The sequence below is a fragment of the Citrobacter sp. Cpo071 genome, from assembly GCF_030332765.1.
Lineage (GTDB): Bacteria > Pseudomonadota > Gammaproteobacteria > Enterobacterales > Enterobacteriaceae > Citrobacter > Citrobacter portucalensis.
This window is the reverse complement of the sequence record NZ_JAOWHE010000079.1, coordinates 277,816-295,839: the sequence shown is the minus strand read 5'-3', so window position 1 is coordinate 295,839 and position 18,024 is coordinate 277,816. Positions and strand designations below refer to the sequence as shown.

Sequence of the window (18,024 nt, the reverse complement as noted above, 5' to 3'; positions counted from 1 at the left end):
TTAGAAACGGAAGGTTGCAGTTGCAACGACCTGACGTTCTGCGCCCCAGAAGCAGCCATAAGTATTGAAGCAGCTGGCGACGTATTCACGGTCAAACAGGTTGTTCACATGCAGCGCCACATTGGAGCCAGCCATACCTACACGCGCCAGATCGTAACGCACTAACGCATCTACCAGCGTGTAGCTTCCCACTTTGAAGGAGTTTGCCGGATCGCCATAACTGGAACTAGTATAACGAACACCCGTACCCAACGTCAGCCCGGAAAGCGCGCCGTCATAAAGGGTGTAGTCCCCCCACAGTGATGCCATATGTTTTGGCACCTGAGCAGGCGTGTTGCCTTTGTAGGTAGTGTCGGTGGTGTATTCCGCGTCGGTGTAGGTATAAGAACCAACCACGTTAACGCTGGCTGACAGCGCCGCTTTCGCTTCAATTTCCACACCACGTGAGCGAATTTCACCGCCTTCAACTGACCAGATCGATCCATTCGGGTCGGCCATCAGGTTGTTGGTTTTGGTCAACTGGTAAACGGCACCGGTCAACACGATCGGACGATCGCTCGGTACGTACTTCACGCCCGCTTCGTACTGCTTACCTTTAGATGGCGCAAAGATATTGCCGCTTTCCCCAACCTGAGAATTAGGTTCAAACGATTCGCTGTAGCTGAAATACGGGGTTACACCGTTATCGAACAGGTAGTTAACACCGCCACGCCAGGTGAACTGTCGATCATCACGGGAGTCCAGCACACCAGAAACGCGGTTCAGAGAGTCCTGCTTAGCCCAGTCGTAACGACCGCCCAGAGTGACCAGCACCTTATCCCACTGCATCTGATCCTGAGCGTACAGGCCCGTTTGTTCCTGTTTATTCAGAACGCGATAAGCTGCGCCAGGTCCAGGGTGCGAGCCAAAGTCAAAATCGCTACGATCAAGATTATAGATATCAGACGGCGCTACCGAACCAGCCCAACCGAACCAGGAGTTGATATCGTTACGCATACGCATATAGTCAACGCCGGTCAGCAATGTGTGATCCAGGGAACCGGTGGCGAATGTGCTCTGCAACTGGGTATCAACAGAGAAATTCTGCAATTTTTCATTATCGTCAACGTACTGACGAGTCAGCGTGTGATCCCAATCTGACTGAGGGATGCTGGCGCAAGGGCTGTTAGCCGGATCTTTGGTATACAGCGGATCGGAGCACATGCCATAGCCGTACACGCTTTTCTGCGACACTTTGTTTTGGGCATAACGCAGGTTCTGACGTACGGTAAAGGTGTCGTTAAATTCGTGGTCGAAGCTGTAGCCCACCATCTTCTCGTTACGAGAGTAGGTATTGTTGTCCGCACCTTCGTTGAAATCGGTCGGCAGACGTGAACCATTTGGCAGTTTAGACACGGTCCCCTCTTTCGGCAACCAGCCGTAATAACCGGTTTCCGGCTCGTTCTGGAAGTAGGAGAGGAAGGTGAAATTCGTCTTATCATCCGGACGCCATGTGAAAGATGGCGCGATGGCATAACGCTGTTCTTCTGCGCCCTGCTGCTGCGCATTCGCGGAACGCGCCAGGCCGGTCAGGCGGTATGAGTACACACCATCGTCATCCAGCGCATCGCTGAAGTCAAAACCGGTCTGGAACAGGCTGTCAGTGCCCATTTTGAACTGAACTTCTTTCAGCGGCTCCGTTGTCGGGCGCTTGCTGACCATGTTCAACAACCCACCCGGGTTGCTCTTTCCGTACAGAACGGAAACCGGACCGCGCATCACTTCGGCGCGCTCCAGCATATAAGGGTCGATGACCGCATCATTGTAGAAGTTGCCCTGCATCTTCAGGCCATTCAGATAGTTATTCTGACTTTGGCCGTCGGCGGCAAATCCGCGAATAATCAGGTAGTCATAGGTATTGGACGCGCCACGCGTACCCACGGCAACGCCCGGGGTGTAGCTGAGCGCCTCTTTGACCGATTTTGGCTGATGCAACGCCATCTCTTCGGCGGTGACCACTGAAATAGACTGAGGAACTTTTTGAATCGGAGTGTCGGTTTTGGTCGCCGTAGCAGACTGTCGTGCAGCGATGGTTGCCGCAGGCCCCCATGCGCTTTCCTGCGGAGCAGGTGCAGCAGTTACGGTGATGGTTTCTTCTTTCGGGTCAACCGCCGCCTGTGCATAGACAGACATGCCGCTAACCGCTGTGGCTACCACTACTGCGATTTTACGCAGTGATGAACTTGGCTGAGCAGTTTTAAGACGCGCCATTGGTATTTCTCTGATTAAAGTGAATGATAACGTAAACGAGAATTATTATTATAACGGCAGCATAATATTCGAAACTCTGGCGAGATAGCAAGCAATACGCGTCCCTACTAAAACTGAGGGGTTAAGAAACAACCAGATGAAAAGAAAGGGTTAATAAATTAGGCTGGAATGTTTAAAAGAAAAGCCTGCAAATACACAGGCTATTTTTGGCTAGCGGTAAAAAACGCTAAATGTCGCAACAGAGTCAACCTTTCCCGCTTTTACAGTGCCTGTTTGTACATATCTCGCTTTCAAAGGGATAGTGACAGACTGCCTATCGGTTGTTTGCGCTACCGCGTTGTAATCTTGATCAAATTTCAGCACATTATTGTTGCTGTCGAGGATTTGTAATCCGACCCCTTCGGCCGCGTCATTACCACTGGCGATCTCCAGGATGTCGCTATTGCCACTCACGCCAGTTGAACCGGCAGTGGTGAATTTATAATCAAGTTTGATGCCAGCAACACACTGTTCCAGCTGAATCTTGAAACTATCATCAGACACAACATCGGAATAGCCCTCCACAATATCGCTAGTCATGATTCTCTTTAGCGGCACTGTGATATTTTTTTCAACTAAATTGCAGGTGTTAGCAGTAACGTTAATCGCTATTGGCGCAAAGCGAATTTGAGCAATAACCTGCGAATCATAAATCCAGTCCGCATTGAGCATGTTGACGTCAATAACTCCTGACTGCACAACACCAGTGACGACAAATTCAGCTCTCGCACGTGATTGAATACTATAGTCACTTAAGTGGGTTGTTTTTGACGTCCCTAGATGCATAGGGGTAACCACCGAACCTTCTGTTAGGGCGGAAGCGTTATCTTTAACCCAGGCGACCCGAAAACCTATTCCCGGAACATTTGTTTGATAAACGCGGCTAAGGGGATTATCCGTGCGGGCATCGCTACTCGTGAATACGGTATAGCCTGTATAGATATCGCCATTATCTGTACAGTCCACGACTTTAATAAGATCGCCAGTCACTTCCTGGGTTGCAATGATCGTACCTGGAGCAGCGTCCGCATTTACCGTAAACGACGGCATATTGAACGTAGAGGTTGACGGCGACGCATCATTCTCAATTTTGCAGGATGCCTGAACTGATTGCTGTGCGAACAATAGACCGCAACATAGAATCAATCTAAAAATCATATAATTATTCATATTCCCACAGTCCATTTTATGTTTTCCCTTTACACTATCGACACTCAACCGCAGCCTGGTAAATAGAGGACTCGATATCGTCTGGGATCTGCGCATTTCCTTCACAGCGCTGTTCTGGAGCACTACCCCACTGTACTTTAAACGGTACATTACCTTTCAAACCGGTCAGATAAACTTCGCCACCATCTCCGACTATTGAGGAGCCCCCCTCAATTGACAGTACCGCGCCGAAAGGCACAAAACTCGATCCATGGTGAAGTGTTAATAAGGCGCGAATACCCTGGCGGGCAGAGAAATTAGCTGCGACAACTGCCCCTTTCGTAGGTACGACATCTTTGGCCGGTTTTTCGATATCCAGATCGTCGCGTTCCCCGCTGTTCACCGTGACGGTATTACGACGATAATTAGTTAGATATGGTACGACCGCATTTCCCCAGTAGTCAGTGTAAATACCTTGCATATTCTGGACTTTAACATCTGCTCCCTCGTCAATATGGACAATAGCAAAAGCATCCTGGACAGATTGCCCCAGCGTAATACCATAAGGATGTGCGACGACGGATCCTTGCGCGCTGTAGTTCCACTGTTTGCTATCTTTGGCATAGCTATAGTTCGCCCCAATTTCACCGTATGAGCCACGATAACGCCCCGTCATGCTCGCACCATATCCAGTATCGTGATCGGTATAGCTTTGCTGCAGGTTATAACTTAAGTTGTTATCTTCCAGCGCAGTCCCGCCAATCCCAACCTGATGCACGGTATTGCCATTTTTAGCGCTGTTTAGGTTGTAGGTCGCCCAACTGTTTGACAGCCAACGTGACAAAGGAATATTGACGGAAAATGCAACCTGCTGGTCATTATCGCTGTTTGGTGTTTTTGTCAGGCTATAGTTCACAGACCAGGTGATGTCCTGCCAACTGGAGCTGAATCCCATACTGGCACTGCGCTCATGCCCACTCATATCCCAGTAATCTTGTTGATAACCATTGATATACACAGACCCTACAGAGCCCAATGATTGCGACATACTCAACTGTAAACGGCTACGACGATTGTTCGTTTTACGGTAATTGTAAATTCCATCATCTTCGCCCCTATCGCGTTGATCGAGTGCTTCCTGGAAGGTATAAAAACCAGAAGTGGAATAACGGTAACTGGCCAGCGTCACCGTGGTATCTGTTGCAGAAAAGTCTTTGGAATATTGTGCGCGCCAGGATAAACCATTGGCATTACCACGCCCGTCGTCAAACTGAGTTCTGGCCGCAGTAACATCTACAGACACAGAACCAAGCTCACCGAGATCGGCCCCCGCCCCGACCAGACCGGCACGGTAAATTGATGCGTCGAGCGCTCCGCCATACAGCGTAATGCCATGAGGCATGCCGTAGATTACCGTCGCCTGACCAAACCCAGGTTCCTCGCCGTTATCGCTATCGCGGTATTTTCCACCAGCAAGGCTATATTTCAGCGCACCTTCACGCTGTAAGATGGGTACCGAAGCACTTGCCTGAATAAACGAATGCTCGCTTCCATCAGCTTCTTTAACGGTAACTTGTAAATCTGACCCTGCTGTTACCTGACTGAGATCTCTGATTTCAAAGGGGCCGCTGGAGACATAAGTCTGATATATCGTGTAGCCATTTTGCTTAATCGTTACTTTTGCATCGCTATTGGCAATTCCGCGTACAACAGGCGCAAACCCTTGTAAGCTATTGGGTAACATGCTGGTATCGGTTTCCAGCTTCACTCCTGTCATCTGTACGCTGTCAAACAGTTCGCCGTTGGTATATGTCTGGCCGATTTCAAGCTGGCTTTGCAGAAATTTAATATCCCGCTCCAGCGTGGTGCTGATCGCATCCCAGCCATCCGAATTGCTGTAGGTACTTGAATTACGAAGCCGCCAGGCGCCAAGATTTAGACCGGAATTAAGGCTTGCCCAGTTCGAGTTATCGTTCTCGCCATTTACTTGCTGGCGGTTACCGCTAATGTAATAGCTGCTCCATGCCGCAGGAATGCCATCGTCCCAGTCTTTAATAGGGATAGCGCCAGCGACTTGCTGGTCGCGATAAATTTGCGGGATCCGCATGAAAAGAGTTTGGCTATCGAGTTGAAAATCAAACTTTGCTCCCGATATGTACTGGGCGATGTCGCCAACTGGAGCCGTATCAGCCAATGATTTCAAGCCGGGAAGGCTATCGACCTTCACCCCCAGCTCTCTGAGATCCCCTTTGCTGAACTGCGGGAGTAACTGCGTCTTATCCTGCGATAGTACGTATGTAATATTTCGCTTATCAATGCGATCATAATCCCACATAACTTCAGTCAAATAAGTCCCTGGTTGTAACCCATTATTTTGCAAAAAGGTTTCCAGTGTTGACGTATTCTCTAACGGTGTACCGAGTTCCAGAATATGCAAATTGAATTCATCTTCAGCACTCGCTGGGTGCAAAAATGAGCATAATGCCAGCGTAATGCTGTTGAGCAAAAAGAGTCGGCAAGATCGCAAAGGATAAGGCTGCATATAATAAAGTCCCTTTAATTTTTACCCATACGCGTCATTGCGTTTATAGTTGTTGGCGCTTTTTCACCGTTGCAGCACCATAGTCATTCACTGCAGCCCATGACACATCACCTACTGCAGCTGCAGGTATTGAAAATATCTGTTCCCCAAAGGGAGGAACCGTCATTGACAATGACTCAGGTACAGAACTGTCTGCGAGAGGTTTTACCTGCTTTCCGCCAACAGAGAGTTCTAATAACGAAATATGAAATGGCGTTGGATTTTTTGCGGTTAATTGAGAACCCTGACGGCTAAACCGTAATTTTTCCCACGCACCGGCAGCGGCCGATTCTTTAAGACCCACTGGCCGCCAAAAAAGTTTCAGCTGTGTTTTCATCGCAAACTGCAGCGTATTTTTATCTTTTAATTCATCAGGCATAGCCGAAACAGATTTAAAGTTGGCAACAAACATCGATTCACGGTCTTGTGGTAGCGATCCTTTATCGCCAATAAAGACGATATGCAGCAGAGCCTGGCCATTAGCGTCCATTTTATAAATCGGCGGAGTGATAATAAAAGGCGCTTTTGTGTTATCTGTCTTTGTTACCCAGCTTTGTATCAGATATTTATTGGCATCTTCTTTATTCTTAATAGATATCTGTACTTCTTTTTTATTCTCCGGGTAAATGATTCTAGTTCCCCCCAGGACAATGCTGGCCTGTGCATTTATGACAATAAGCCCAATGATGGCAAAACAAATTCGCGCATATAATTTCACCCGCAATACTCCCTGGTCAGGCAGCCCTGAAGGGCTGCCTGTCATACTTAACGATAGAACACGGTAAAGTTCGCGGAGGCGTGATATTTACCTGCAGTCGGTTTTTCATCACCAATCTGAATCACTTTCGCGGTATAGTTGAAAATAGAAGGCGTTGCTTCATCGCCAGTATTCGCCACATCCGTGGTTGATACCGGAACGGAGTCATCAAACACAACGTCAGTGTTACCACCATTATTATTGGTAACGGTAATACCCACATATTTTGCAGCACTCGCATCACTAAGGTCGTTCTTCAGGCGTAATTTCTCGCCGTCAGTAGTGTCACCACTGAACCTCAGGTTTAAACTTGCTATAGCAGGGTCACATTTAGCCAGAGAAATCTGGAAATCTTTTGTCGGGCCAATTGCCCCATCAGAACCAAAATTATCCGGGTAAGCATCAGCAAAAGTCACCACGGTATTTGCTCCTGCGCCATCGACATCAATAACGCAAGTGTCGGCAACAATGCGGCCAGAAAACTCTACCTTACCCGTATCTTCTGCAAATGCAGAAGTATTTACAGCGGCAATCAGGCTTCCGGCCATCAGCACAGTAAGAAGCTTTTTATTCATTAGAATCCCTTAATCAGAACGATTGAATGACAAAGTCCCATTGCCAATAATAAATTACTGGCGAGAAATATTGAGGGTGAGCACGGAGAGAAAAGAATAAAGATATGCAAAAAACATGATCTTCTGAAATCCCTTCATCAAATCAATACAATGAATCGTGTATAGTGTTCACTCGCGGATTAAATCAAACCACCGGAGAGACTGTCTATAGCCTGCGATTTTTCACACACCATAAAAGAAGTTAACTATTTAATTTCCAATGTCTTTTGCATACATTTGTTTTACTTAATTTGTTCTTAATTAAAATTAAATCAATACAATTGCATCATGAAAAAATAAAATTCATTTTACCCAGAAATAAAAACACCCGCTAATAGCGGGTGTTTAGGTATAATTTATTACTGAATTAATTACTACCAAACATCTCTTTAATCCAACCGGCTACTCCATCGCCGTCCTTCTTCTCCTGCTGCGGCGGTTGCTGCTGTTGAGGCTGCTGTTGCTGCGGCTGCTGAGAAGATTGATCGAACGGATTACCCGACTGCTGCAGCATCTCACCTTGCTGACACAATGAATCCGGATCGGTGGTCCATACAGGAAGCGTGCGCATCCCGCCGCTACAAACGAAGTTACCGTCGTAGTCTACGCCCATATCCACCACATCCTCCGGCGGCGTCAACACCAGCGGTGTTGGCGTCTGGTTGGCCAGATAACGCTGATAAATCGACATCGCGCCGCTGGCACCGTACAGCTTGGTTGGCTGGTTATTATCGCGGCCCACCCAAGTGATGGTCACCTGGCTGCCGTCGATCCCAGCAAACCAGGTATCCACGTTGTTGTTGGTGGTCCCGGTTTTCCCTGCCAGATGCAGACCCGGATACTTCGCGCCAAGCTGGCGACCTGTACCACGCTGAACCACCTGCTGCATAGTCCACAGCGTCATATACGCTGCTTGCGCCGGAACGGCACGCTCGGCCTGTGGGAAACTCTGGTACAGTACGGTTCCATCTTCGGCAATAACCGAACGCAGCGCCGACAGCGGCGCGCGGTTCCCGCCGCTGGCGATAGTCTGGAATGCCTGCGCCACTTCAATTGGCGTCAGGTTCAACGCCCCCAGCAGCATGGCGGGAACCGGGTTAAGCTGATCTTTCGGCGCCCCCAGCTTCAACCAGGTATCGGTTACAGCAGGCAGGCCCAGCGCCATCCCCAGATTTACCGTTGGCACGTTCATTGAACGCGTTAACGCATCCACCAGCATCACTCTACCGCTTTCGCTATAGCGACGGTCATCGTTCTGCGGTGACCACACCTGGCCGTTCGGCTGACGCAGTGCAATCGGCGCGTCGGCAATCCAGGTATTCAGGCGGTACAGTTTCGGCTGGCTGAGCGCGGTCAGATAGGTCGCAGGCTTGGCCAGAGAACCAATCGAACGACGCGCCTGCATCGCACGGTTATAGCCCGCAAACTGCGGTTCTGCTCCGCCGACCATGGCGCGAACTTCGCCGCTAAAGCGGTCAACAACCACAATCGCGGTTTCCAGATCGCTCAGCTTACGCTGTTTCTTCAGTACCGGAATGCCTTCCACCGCCGCTTTTTCTGCGGCGTCCTGCGCCACGGAATCAAAGGTGGTGAAAATCTTCACGCCGGAGAGATCTTTAACTTTATCGCCCAGCTTCGCCTGGAGCTCCTGACGCACCATCTGCATAAAGGCAGGCTGCGGGGAGATCACCCCACCACGCGGCTGTACGCCTAACGGACGCGCACTCAGCATGTCATACAGATCCTGGTCGATAATCTGCTGCTGTTGCAGAAGACGCAGAACCAGGTTACGACGCTCCAGCGCCAGTTTCGGGTTACGCCACGGGTTGTAGATCGACGCCCCTTTAACCATCCCCACCAGCAGCGCCTGCTGGTCGAGGCTCAGCTCTTCTACCGGACGACCGAAATAATAGAGGCTCGCCAGCGGGAAGCCGCGAATCTCGTTATCACCGCTTTGGCCGAGATAGACTTCGTTCATGTACAGCTCAAGAATGCGGTCTTTGCTGTAACGCGCATCCATGATCAGCGCCATATAGGCTTCGTTGGCCTTACGCCAGTAGGAACGTTCGCTGGACAGGAACAGGTTTTTCACCAGCTGCTGAGTCAGCGTACTGGCCCCCTGTACCGTACGACCCGCCGTCAGGTTCGCCAGCACCGCACGGCCAATGGAATAAAGGCTGATACCGTCATGCTCATAGAAGTGACGGTCTTCGGTCGCCAGCAGTGTGTCCACCAGCAGATCCGGGAAGCCGCTACGCGGAACAAACAGGCGCTGCTCACCGTTAGGTGAAGAGAGCATGGTGATCAGACGCGGATCGAGACGGAAGAAACCGAACTGGCGGTTGTTATCCATATTCTCGATGGTGTCCAGATGATCGCCGTCAAAGGTCAGACGCGCACGCACCTGCCCTTCTTTACTGTCCGGGAAGTCAAATGGACGACGAATCATCTCGATGCTCTTCGCCTGCACGGTAAATTCGCCCGGACGCGTCATCTTCGTCACCTGACGATACTGCGTGGCCTCCAGCAGCTTCACCATCTCGTTTTTGCCGATAGGCATTTCTGGCTCAAGGTTAACCATACGGCCATAAACTGCCGCAGGAAGCTGCCAGACTTTACCATCAATACGGCTACGGATTTTTTGGTCCAGATAAACGCCGTAAATGGCGATCAGCACCAAAAAGACAATCGACAGTTTTACCAGCAGCCAGAACCAGCCGCGCTTACCACGAGGCTTACGCCCTTTGCCTTTACCCTTACGCGGCATCGGTTCTTCATCCTCATAGTCATCATCATCATAATCGTCGTCATACTCTTCATCTCTGAGTTGACGACGGCTCACCTTTTGTTTCACCGGACGCGAGGGTTTCCCTTTACGTCCAATTGGCTCGCGGTCATTCCCCGCCATGCTTTTTCTCCGCAACATTCAGGCGCAAGGGCCCGATTCTCTGTTCTTCCGTCCTGCGACAGAAGAAGAAATCTCTCAATTATTACCGCTCTTTCGCCGGATGCGGCATAACGCCTTATCCGGCCTACAGTTACATTACGAATACTTTTTGGTGCGCCGCGTTGGCGCGGTATTCGCCGGATCGTCCGGCCAGACATGTTTGGGATAACGCCCTTTCATCTCTTTTTGCACCTCACGGTACGATCCCTGCCAGAACGCGCTCAGATCGCTCGTCACCTGTAGCGGTCTTTGGGCCGGAGACAGCAGCTCCAGCACCAGCGGCACGCGCCCCTGGGCAATGGTTGGAGTCTTTGCTTCACCAAACATTTCCTGCATCCGAACCGCCAATACTGGAGGATTATCCTCATGATAGCGAATGGCAATCCGGCTTCCCGTCGGCACAGTGTAATGCGCAGGCAGCTCACTATCCAGACGTTGCAACATTGACCAGTCCAGTAAACCGCGCAACGCCTGTCCCACATTGAGTGCTTTTAATGCGCGTAACGAGTGCACACCGCTCATGTGCGGCAGCAGCCAGGTCTCCAGCGACGCCAACAGAGAATCCTCATCTACCGCGGGCCAGTCGTATTCTGGCAACCAGTTTGCCGCACATTGCAGACGCAGTCGAAACTGCTCGGCTTCCGGCGTCCAGTTGAGCACACTTAGCCCTTTATCGCGAATGCCATTCAACATCGCCTGATGCAACTCCTCTTCCGAGGGTTTGGCCAATGGCTGTACTTTTACCGTGAGCTGACCAATGCGCGACCGACGCAATGCCTTTAACGTTCCCTGGGTTTCATCCCATTCGATGGTGTCGGACTGTTGCAGCAGCTCAGGACATGCCTGCATCAGCGACTCGATATCCAGCAGCAGAGCCAGCAAAATACGCGCGTCTGGCGAAGCGCTGCCCTGCAACAAAAGTGGCGCTATCAGCCATTCATGGCGTCCTGAAGCATCATCGGCATCCAGCATAGCGCCCATGCCATTCGCCAGTTGATAGCGCCCTTCCTGCCCGCGTCGACGCGCTATCCGATCGGCAAACGCCCGCGCCAGCAATGAGGGGAGCAGCGTGCTGTCGGGCTGCCCGCTGCTAACGTTAAGCCGTTTCAGCAACTGTTGACTGCGCTGCTGCCAGGCGGGCTGATTTCGTGCAAACGCCACGGTCAGATCGGTACTTCCACCGCGCGGCGGCTCTTCCAGAATCGCGGCCAGTTTTGCCGCCGTAGCCGCTTCGGTATTATTTTTGGCACCGACCAGCATCGCCGCTAAACGAGGATCGTTACCCAATGCCGCCATTTTCTGCCCGCGGGCACTGAGCCTGTCGCCCTCAAGCGCGCCCAGCATCTGCAACAGCCGTTTTGCCGCCTGCAGGTTGATGGCGGGCGGCATATCCAGCCAGTTCAGTTGTTCAGGTTCGGTACATCCCCATTGCAGCAACTCCATCAGTAGCCCGGACAGATCGCTCTGCAATATCTCCGCTTCCCCCTGCGCTGCCGCTCTTTCTGCCTGCTCTTTGGCAAGCAGATGCAGGCAAATACCGGGCTCCAGACGACCCGCACGTCCCGCGCGCTGAGTCATCGAAGCCTGGCTGATGCGCTGGGTAATCAGTCGCGTCAGACCGGTACGCACGTCATAGCGCGCCACGCGTTCTTGGGCGCAGTCCACCACCAGTCGGATGCCTTCGATCGTCAAGCTGGTTTCAGCAATATTGGTGGCCAGCACCACTTTGCGTTTGCCTTGCGGCGCGGGCACAATCGCCTGACGCTGCTCGGAAAGCGTTAACGCGCCGTACAGTGGACACAGCACAACATCGCTGCCTACACGCGTAGCCAGCTGCTCCTGTACACGCAGGATTTCGCCCACACCCGGTAAAAATAGCAGCAGTGACCCGCTTTCATGGCGCAATAGCTCCGCCGTCGCTATCGCCACCGCTTCATCAAAACGCAAATGCGCCGCCAACGGCTGATACCGCCGCTCAACGGGAAATGCGCGGCCTTCAGAAACGATCGTCGGCACATCGGGCAACATCTGCTGCAAACGCCCGTTATCCAGAGTGGCGGACATAATCAACAGTTTCAGATCGTCCCGCAGCCCTTGCTGCACATCCAGCAATAGCGCCAGCGCCAGATCAGCCTGTAAACTCCGTTCGTGAAATTCGTCGAGGATCACCAGCCCGACGCCTGTCAGTTCAGGATCGCGTTGGATCATCCGCGTCAGGACGCCCTCTGTTACCACTTCCAGCCGGGTCTGCGGCCCTACGCAACTTTGTGCGCGCATGCGATAGCCCACAGTTTCACCAGGCTTTTCGTTCAGCAATTCCGCTAATCGTTGCGCCACATTGCGCGCTGCCAGGCGGCGCGGCTCCAGCAAAATAATCCGCCCCGTGATACCGCGATGCTCAAGAAGTCGCAACGGCAGCCAGGTCGATTTCCCGGCACCGGTCGGCGCCGTCAGCAGAACCTGCGGCGAGGCATCAAGGGCGGTAAGCAGTTCAGGCACTACGGCAGCAACGGGCAACAACGTCACAAATGGCTCCAGAGGGTTAACATTCTTCGCGCTGCATTGTAGCATCGCGTTAATTCATAACCGAGTATCCATCATGTCTGAGCCAAAAAGGCTGTTCTTTGCGATTGAATTGCCAGCCGGGGTTCGGGAGCAGCTAATCCACTGGCGGGCCGCGCAGTTCCCCCCTGAAGCGGGTCGCCCCGTCGCGGCTGATAATCTGCATCTGACGCTGGCCTTTTTAGGCGACGTCAGCGCTGAGAAGCAACAGGCGCTGTCGCAGCTCGCGGGGCGTATTCGCCAGCCAGGTTTCACGCTCAAATTCGATGATGCCGGGCAATGGCTGCGCTCCAGGGTCGTGTGGCTGGGTATGCGTCAGCCGCCGCGCGGGTTGCTGCAACTGGCGAATATGCTACGGGCGCAGGCAGCGCGTAGCGGGTGCTATCAAAGCCCGCAGCCGTTTCACCCGCATATCACGCTGCTGCGCGATGCCGGTCACGCGGTTCCAATCCCTCCACCGGGCTTTGGCTGGTCATTTCCGGTAACGGAGTTCGCACTTTACTCCTCCTCATTTTCACGAGGACGCACGCGTTATACGCCGCTGCAACGCTGGACGCTGACTGAATAATTAAAGGGACTGCTTATGCAATTTTCTCCACCTTTACAACCTGCAACGCTCATTCAGCGCTATAAACGCTTTTTAGCGGATGTGATCACACCCGATGGCACAGCGTTAACGCTACACTGCCCAAATACCGGTGCGATGACCGGATGCGCAATGCCAGGTGACACCGTTTGGTATTCGACATCAGAAAATACTAAACGCAAATATCCACATACCTGGGAATTAACGCAAACCCAATCCGGTGAATTTATTTGTGTTAACACGCTGTGGGCCAACAGATTAACGAAAGAGGCGATTCAGCAGGCGTTAATTTCGGAAGTTTCAGGCTACAGTACTTTGAAAAGTGAAGTAAAATACGGCGCCGAAGGGAGCCGCATCGACTTTTTGTTACAGGCAGATTCCCGACCTGACTGCTATATTGAAGTGAAATCAGTCACGTTGGCGGAAAAAGAGCAGGGTTATTTTCCCGATGCCATCACTGAACGAGGTCAGAAGCATCTTCGGGAATTGATGAGCGTAGCGGCTGAAGGCAAGCGGGCAGTGATATTTTTCGCCGTGCTACATTCAGCCATTACACGGTTTTCACCCGCGCGCCATATCGATGCAAAATATGCGCAATTATTAGTTGAAGCACAGCTTAAGGGGGTTGAAATTCTGGTTTATAAAGCGGAACTTTCTGCCCACGGTATGACTCTTAAAGAGCCGTTGCCCATTACCTTGTAATGGTGTAAATATCTGGTCAATTAGTATTCTGGGCGCGTGGGCAAATACGCTTTTCCTCACAGGGTTGTCAAGTGTTACGTTTAGATAATTGCTATCCGGAAAAGCATCTGCTATTTATAGCGACCTGATTTTTCCCCCGAACATGGGGATCGATAGTGCGTGTTAAGGAGAAGCAACATGCAAGAAGGGCAAAACCGTAAAACATCGTCCCTGAGTATTCTCGCCATCGCTGGGGTGGAGCCGTACCAGGAGAAACCGGGCGAAGAGTATATGAACGAAGCCCAGCTGTCGCACTTCAGGCGTATTCTTGAGGCATGGCGCAATCAACTTAGGGATGAAGTCGATCGCACCGTAACTCATATGCAAGACGAAGCGGCTAACTTCCCTGATCCGGTGGACCGCGCCGCACAGGAAGAAGAATTCAGCCTTGAGCTGCGTAACCGTGACCGTGAGCGCAAACTGATCAAAAAGATCGAGAAGACGCTGAAGAAAGTAGAAGACGAAGATTTCGGCTACTGCGAATCATGCGGCGTAGAAATTGGTATTCGCCGTCTGGAAGCGCGTCCGACAGCCGATCTGTGCATCGACTGTAAAACGCTGGCAGAAATCCGCGAAAAACAAATGGCAGGTTAATTCCGGTCATTTTTACCACGTTTACTACAGGCGGGAGCTTCTCCCGCCTTATTATTTGTTAGTCCGCAAAATGAGCGATTCACACTATATAGGCCGCTTCGCCCCTTCCCCTTCTGGCGAACTGCATTTCGGTTCACTAATTGCCGCCCTCGGGAGTTACCTGCAGGCCCGCGCACAGCGCGGAATCTGGCGAGTGCGCATTGAAGATATTGACCCCCCTCGTGAAGTTCCCGGTGCTGCAGATACGATTCTGCGTCAGCTGGAACATTACGGACTGCACTGGGATGGCGATATTTTATGGCAATCCCAACGTCATGATGCCTACCGCGAGGCGCTCGCCTGGTTACATCAACAGGATCTGAGCTATTACTGCACCTGTACGCGGGCGCGTATTCAAAGCGTCGGCGGTATTTATGACGGCCACTGCCGTGAGTTACGCCTCGGACCAGAGCAGGCGGCAGTCCGCATAAAGCAACGTCACCCGGTGATGCAGTTTACTGACCAACTGCGCGGTGAAATTCAGGCAGATCCACAGCTTGCAGGCGAAGATTTTATCATTCACCGTCGCGACGGGCTCTTTGCCTATAACCTCGCCGTGGTGGTTGATGACCACTTTCAGGGCGTAACAGAGATTGTACGCGGTGCCGATCTTATCGAACCCACGGTGCGGCAAATCTCTTTGTATCAGCAGTTTGGCTGGCAAGCGCCTGACTATATTCATCTTCCGCTGGCGCTCAACGAACAAGGCGCTAAACTTTCAAAACAAAATCATGCACCTGCGCTGCCGCAAGGCGATCCGCGTCCGGTGATTATTGCCGCGCTGCGCTTTCTCGGCCAGCGTGCCGATATCCCGTGGCAGGATATGCAGGTTGATCAGATCCTGGAGTTTGCCGTTGAGAATTGGCGTCTGACAGCGGTGCCTGAATCGGCGATCTTAAATCCGGCATTCTCAAATGCATCATGCTGAGCTATGATTAGCCGCTATTTTTACACAGCAACACTTGTTCTGATTGAAGTTTGACACTACCGAGGTGCACTATTTTTACCCGAGTCGCTAATTTTTGCCGCAAGGTGCTAAGCCGCGAGGAGCGCGAGGCTGAGCTCGCCGTCGCCCGTCCACATATGACGGTAATTCCGCGTGAGCAGCACTCTATCTCCCGCAAAGATATCAGTGAAAATGCCCTGAAGGTAATGTACAGGCTCAATAAGGCCGGATACGAGGCATGGCTGGTTGGCGGTGGTGTACGCGATCTTTTGCTGGGCAAAAAACCGAAAGATTTTGATGTCACCACTAACGCAACGCCGGATCAGGTGCGCAAACTGTTTCGTAACTGTCGCCTGGTCGGTCGCCGTTTCCGTCTGGCCCATGTCATGTTCGGCCCTGAAATTATCGAAGTGGCGACGTTCCGCGGCCATCATGAAGGCAGCGAATCCGATCGCACAACATCGCAGCGCGGGCAAAACGGTATGCTGCTGCGTGACAACATCTTCGGCTCCATCGAAGAAGATGCACAGCGTCGCGATTTCACGATTAACAGCCTGTATTACAGCGTGGCCGATTTCACCGTACGTGATTACGTTGGGGGAATGCAGGATCTCGAAGAGGGCATCATTCGCCTGATCGGTAATCCGGAAACGCGCTATCGCGAAGATCCTGTGCGCATGCTGCGCGCCGTACGCTTTGCCGCCAAGCTCGACATGCGTATCAGCCCGGAAACCGCAGAGCCGATCCCACGTCTGGCTACCTTGCTTAACGATATTCCTCCTGCACGCCTGTTTGAAGAAGCGCTCAAGCTGTTACAGGCGGGCTATGGGTACGAAACCTATAAAAAACTGCGTGAGTACAGCCTGTTCCAACCGCTGTTCCCAACCATTACGCGCTACTTCACCGAAGACGGTGACAGCCCGATGGAACGCATCATTGCCCAGGTACTGAAGAATACCGATAACCGCATTCACAATGATATGCGCGTTAACCCGGCGTTCTTGTTTGCTGCCATGTTCTGGTATCCGTTACTGGAAGCCGCACAGAAAATTGCGCAAGAAAGCGGTCTGGCCTATTACGACGCTTTCGCGCTGGCAATGAACGACGTGCTGGACGAAGCCTGCCGCTCGCTGGCGATCCCGAAACGTTTGACCTCACTGACCCGCGATATCTGGCAGTTGCAGTTACGTATGTCCCGTCGCCAGGGCAAACGCGCCTGGAAGCTGATGGAGCATCCAAAGTTCCGCGCAGCTTACGACCTGTTAGCGCTGCGTGCTGAAGTCGAACACAACGCGGAATTGCAGCGACTGGCGAAATGGTGGGGTGAATTCCAGGTTTCTGCGCCGCCAGAACAAAAAGGCATGCTGAACGAGCTGGATGAAGAGCCAGACACACGTCGTCGCCATCGTCGCCCGCGTAAACGCGCGCCACGCCGTGAAGGCTCCGCATGACCTATCACGTATACCCAACAAATTTCGAGTCGTATCAAGGTGGTGACACAGATGCAGCTTGAAAAACGACGGGTATATATCGCCCTCGGCAGTAATTTAGCCTCCCCTCTGGAGCAGGTTAATGCTGCCGTGAAAGCGATCGGGGAAATCCCTGACAGCCGAATCGTGGCTGTCTCCTCATTTTACCGTACGCCACCATTAGGCCCACAGGATCAACCCGATTACCTGAACGCCGCCGTCGCACTGGAAACCACCCTTGCGCCGGAAGAATTACTCAATCACACCCAACGCATTGAGTTACAGCAGGGCCGGGTGCGCAAAGCCGAACGCTGGGGACCACGAACGCTGGACCTCGACATTATGCTGTTTGGCGATGAAGTGATTAACACCGAACGTCTGACCGTACCGCACTACGACATGAAAAACCGTGGTTTTATGCTGTGGCCGCTCGCTGAAATCGCGCCGGATCTTATCTTTCCAGACGATAAACAACCACTTGCGTTTTTCATCCAGCAAACCACTCCTCGTCCGGCGCAATGGTAACCGCGTTATATAATAAATTAATTATGAAAAGTCTCACTCAAATTAATTAAACTACATTTTCCTTTCAGTAAATCTAATTAACACATACTACTCAGACATCATCCATGCAAAACAATTATTATTAAAGACCAGTAGTTGTTTGTTCCTTGCGCTTTATCACACAAACCTATATCCCATAAAAATATATTTCAAAAAACAAAGAAAGCCCTCCTACAATAATTTTAA

The 18,024-nt window shown here is 51.7% G+C and carries 13 protein-coding genes; 6 read left to right on the top strand and 7 right to left on the bottom strand.

The features are described 5' to 3' along the window. From fhuA to hrpB, 7 genes are all read right to left on the bottom strand, one after another. Window positions 1-2,250, bottom strand: coding sequence for a ferrichrome porin FhuA (gene fhuA / locus OGY09_RS11835; protein WP_032942395.1), 2,250 nt, complete (start codon window positions 2,248-2,250; stop codon window positions 1-3). 210 nt (window positions 2,251-2,460) lie between these two features. Then, entirely contained in the window at window positions 2,461-3,459 is a 999-nt protein-coding gene (locus tag OGY09_RS11830; RefSeq protein ID WP_223849071.1) for a fimbrial protein, read from the bottom strand. A gap of 34 nt (window positions 3,460-3,493) precedes the next feature. After that, a complete protein-coding gene (locus OGY09_RS11825; protein ID WP_032942394.1) occupies window positions 3,494-5,980 on the bottom strand; it encodes a fimbria/pilus outer membrane usher protein in 2,487 nt (828 codons plus the stop codon). Window positions 5,981-6,023: 43 nt separating this feature from the next. Then, window positions 6,024-6,737: a fimbrial biogenesis chaperone gene (locus OGY09_RS11820; protein WP_050592465.1), complete on the bottom strand. Its 714-nt coding sequence runs from the start codon at window positions 6,735-6,737 to the stop codon at window positions 6,024-6,026. A gap of 47 nt (window positions 6,738-6,784) precedes the next feature. After that, on the bottom strand, window positions 6,785-7,351 hold the full coding sequence (locus OGY09_RS11815) for a fimbrial protein (RefSeq protein WP_032942393.1): 567 nt from the start codon (window positions 7,349-7,351) through the stop codon (window positions 6,785-6,787). 406 nt (window positions 7,352-7,757) lie between these two features. Continuing rightward, window positions 7,758-10,298 (bottom strand): bifunctional glycosyl transferase/transpeptidase, encoded by a 2,541-nt coding sequence (gene mrcB, locus OGY09_RS11810; RefSeq protein WP_032942392.1) that lies wholly within the window; start codon window positions 10,296-10,298, stop codon window positions 7,758-7,760. A 135-nt stretch (window positions 10,299-10,433) separates the two neighbouring features. Next, window positions 10,434-12,863: an ATP-dependent helicase HrpB gene (hrpB, locus tag OGY09_RS11805; protein ID WP_032942391.1), complete on the bottom strand. Its 2,430-nt coding sequence runs from the start codon at window positions 12,861-12,863 to the stop codon at window positions 10,434-10,436. Window positions 12,864-12,936: 73 nt separating this feature from the next. Between hrpB and thpR the strand changes: the two genes are divergently transcribed. From thpR to folK, 6 genes are all read left to right on the top strand, one after another. Next, window positions 12,937-13,467 (top strand): RNA 2',3'-cyclic phosphodiesterase, encoded by a 531-nt coding sequence (gene thpR, locus OGY09_RS11800; protein ID WP_032942390.1) that lies wholly within the window; start codon window positions 12,937-12,939, stop codon window positions 13,465-13,467. A gap of 15 nt (window positions 13,468-13,482) precedes the next feature. Further along, window positions 13,483-14,187 carry a DNA/RNA nuclease SfsA gene (gene sfsA, locus OGY09_RS11795; RefSeq protein WP_008786246.1) on the top strand — a complete coding sequence of 235 codons (705 nt, stop codon included), beginning with the start codon at window positions 13,483-13,485 and terminating at the stop codon, window positions 14,185-14,187. A 177-nt stretch (window positions 14,188-14,364) separates the two neighbouring features. Further along, a complete protein-coding gene (gene dksA, locus OGY09_RS11790; protein WP_003829221.1) occupies window positions 14,365-14,820 on the top strand; it encodes an RNA polymerase-binding protein DksA in 456 nt (151 codons plus the stop codon). 70 nt (window positions 14,821-14,890) lie between these two features. After that, a complete protein-coding gene (gene gluQRS, locus OGY09_RS11785) occupies window positions 14,891-15,787 on the top strand; it encodes a tRNA glutamyl-Q(34) synthetase GluQRS (RefSeq protein WP_032942389.1) in 897 nt (298 codons plus the stop codon). Between the two features lie 71 nt (window positions 15,788-15,858). Next, on the top strand, window positions 15,859-17,256 hold the full coding sequence (gene pcnB / locus OGY09_RS11780) for a polynucleotide adenylyltransferase PcnB (protein WP_204354956.1): 1,398 nt from the start codon (window positions 15,859-15,861) through the stop codon (window positions 17,254-17,256). Window positions 17,257-17,307: 51 nt separating this feature from the next. After that, window positions 17,308-17,799, top strand: coding sequence for a 2-amino-4-hydroxy-6-hydroxymethyldihydropteridine diphosphokinase (folK, locus tag OGY09_RS11775; protein ID WP_008786242.1), 492 nt, complete (start codon window positions 17,308-17,310; stop codon window positions 17,797-17,799). Window positions 17,800-18,024 lie beyond the last annotated feature (225 nt).

Bases quoted from the DNA above. Each gene is read 5' to 3' on its own strand.
- sfsA (WP_008786246.1), top strand. From the start codon at position 13,483: ATGCAATTTTCTCCACCTTTACAACCTGCAACGCTCATTCAGCGCTAT.
- OGY09_RS11825 (WP_032942394.1), bottom strand. From the start codon at position 5,980: ATGCAGCCTTATCCTTTGCGATCTTGCCGACTCTTTTTGCTCAACAGC.
- thpR (WP_032942390.1), top strand. From the start codon at position 12,937: ATGTCTGAGCCAAAAAGGCTGTTCTTTGCGATTGAATTGCCAGCCGGG.
- mrcB (WP_032942392.1), bottom strand. From the start codon at position 10,298: ATGGCGGGGAATGACCGCGAGCCAATTGGACGTAAAGGGAAACCCTCG.
- OGY09_RS11830 (WP_223849071.1), bottom strand. From the start codon at position 3,459: ATGAATAATTATATGATTTTTAGATTGATTCTATGTTGCGGTCTATTG.
- gluQRS (WP_032942389.1), top strand. From the start codon at position 14,891: ATGAGCGATTCACACTATATAGGCCGCTTCGCCCCTTCCCCTTCTGGC.
- folK (WP_008786242.1), top strand. From the start codon at position 17,308: ATGCAGCTTGAAAAACGACGGGTATATATCGCCCTCGGCAGTAATTTA.
- dksA (WP_003829221.1), top strand. From the start codon at position 14,365: ATGCAAGAAGGGCAAAACCGTAAAACATCGTCCCTGAGTATTCTCGCC.
- OGY09_RS11815 (WP_032942393.1), bottom strand. From the start codon at position 7,351: ATGAATAAAAAGCTTCTTACTGTGCTGATGGCCGGAAGCCTGATTGCC.
- fhuA (WP_032942395.1), bottom strand. From the start codon at position 2,250: ATGGCGCGTCTTAAAACTGCTCAGCCAAGTTCATCACTGCGTAAAATC.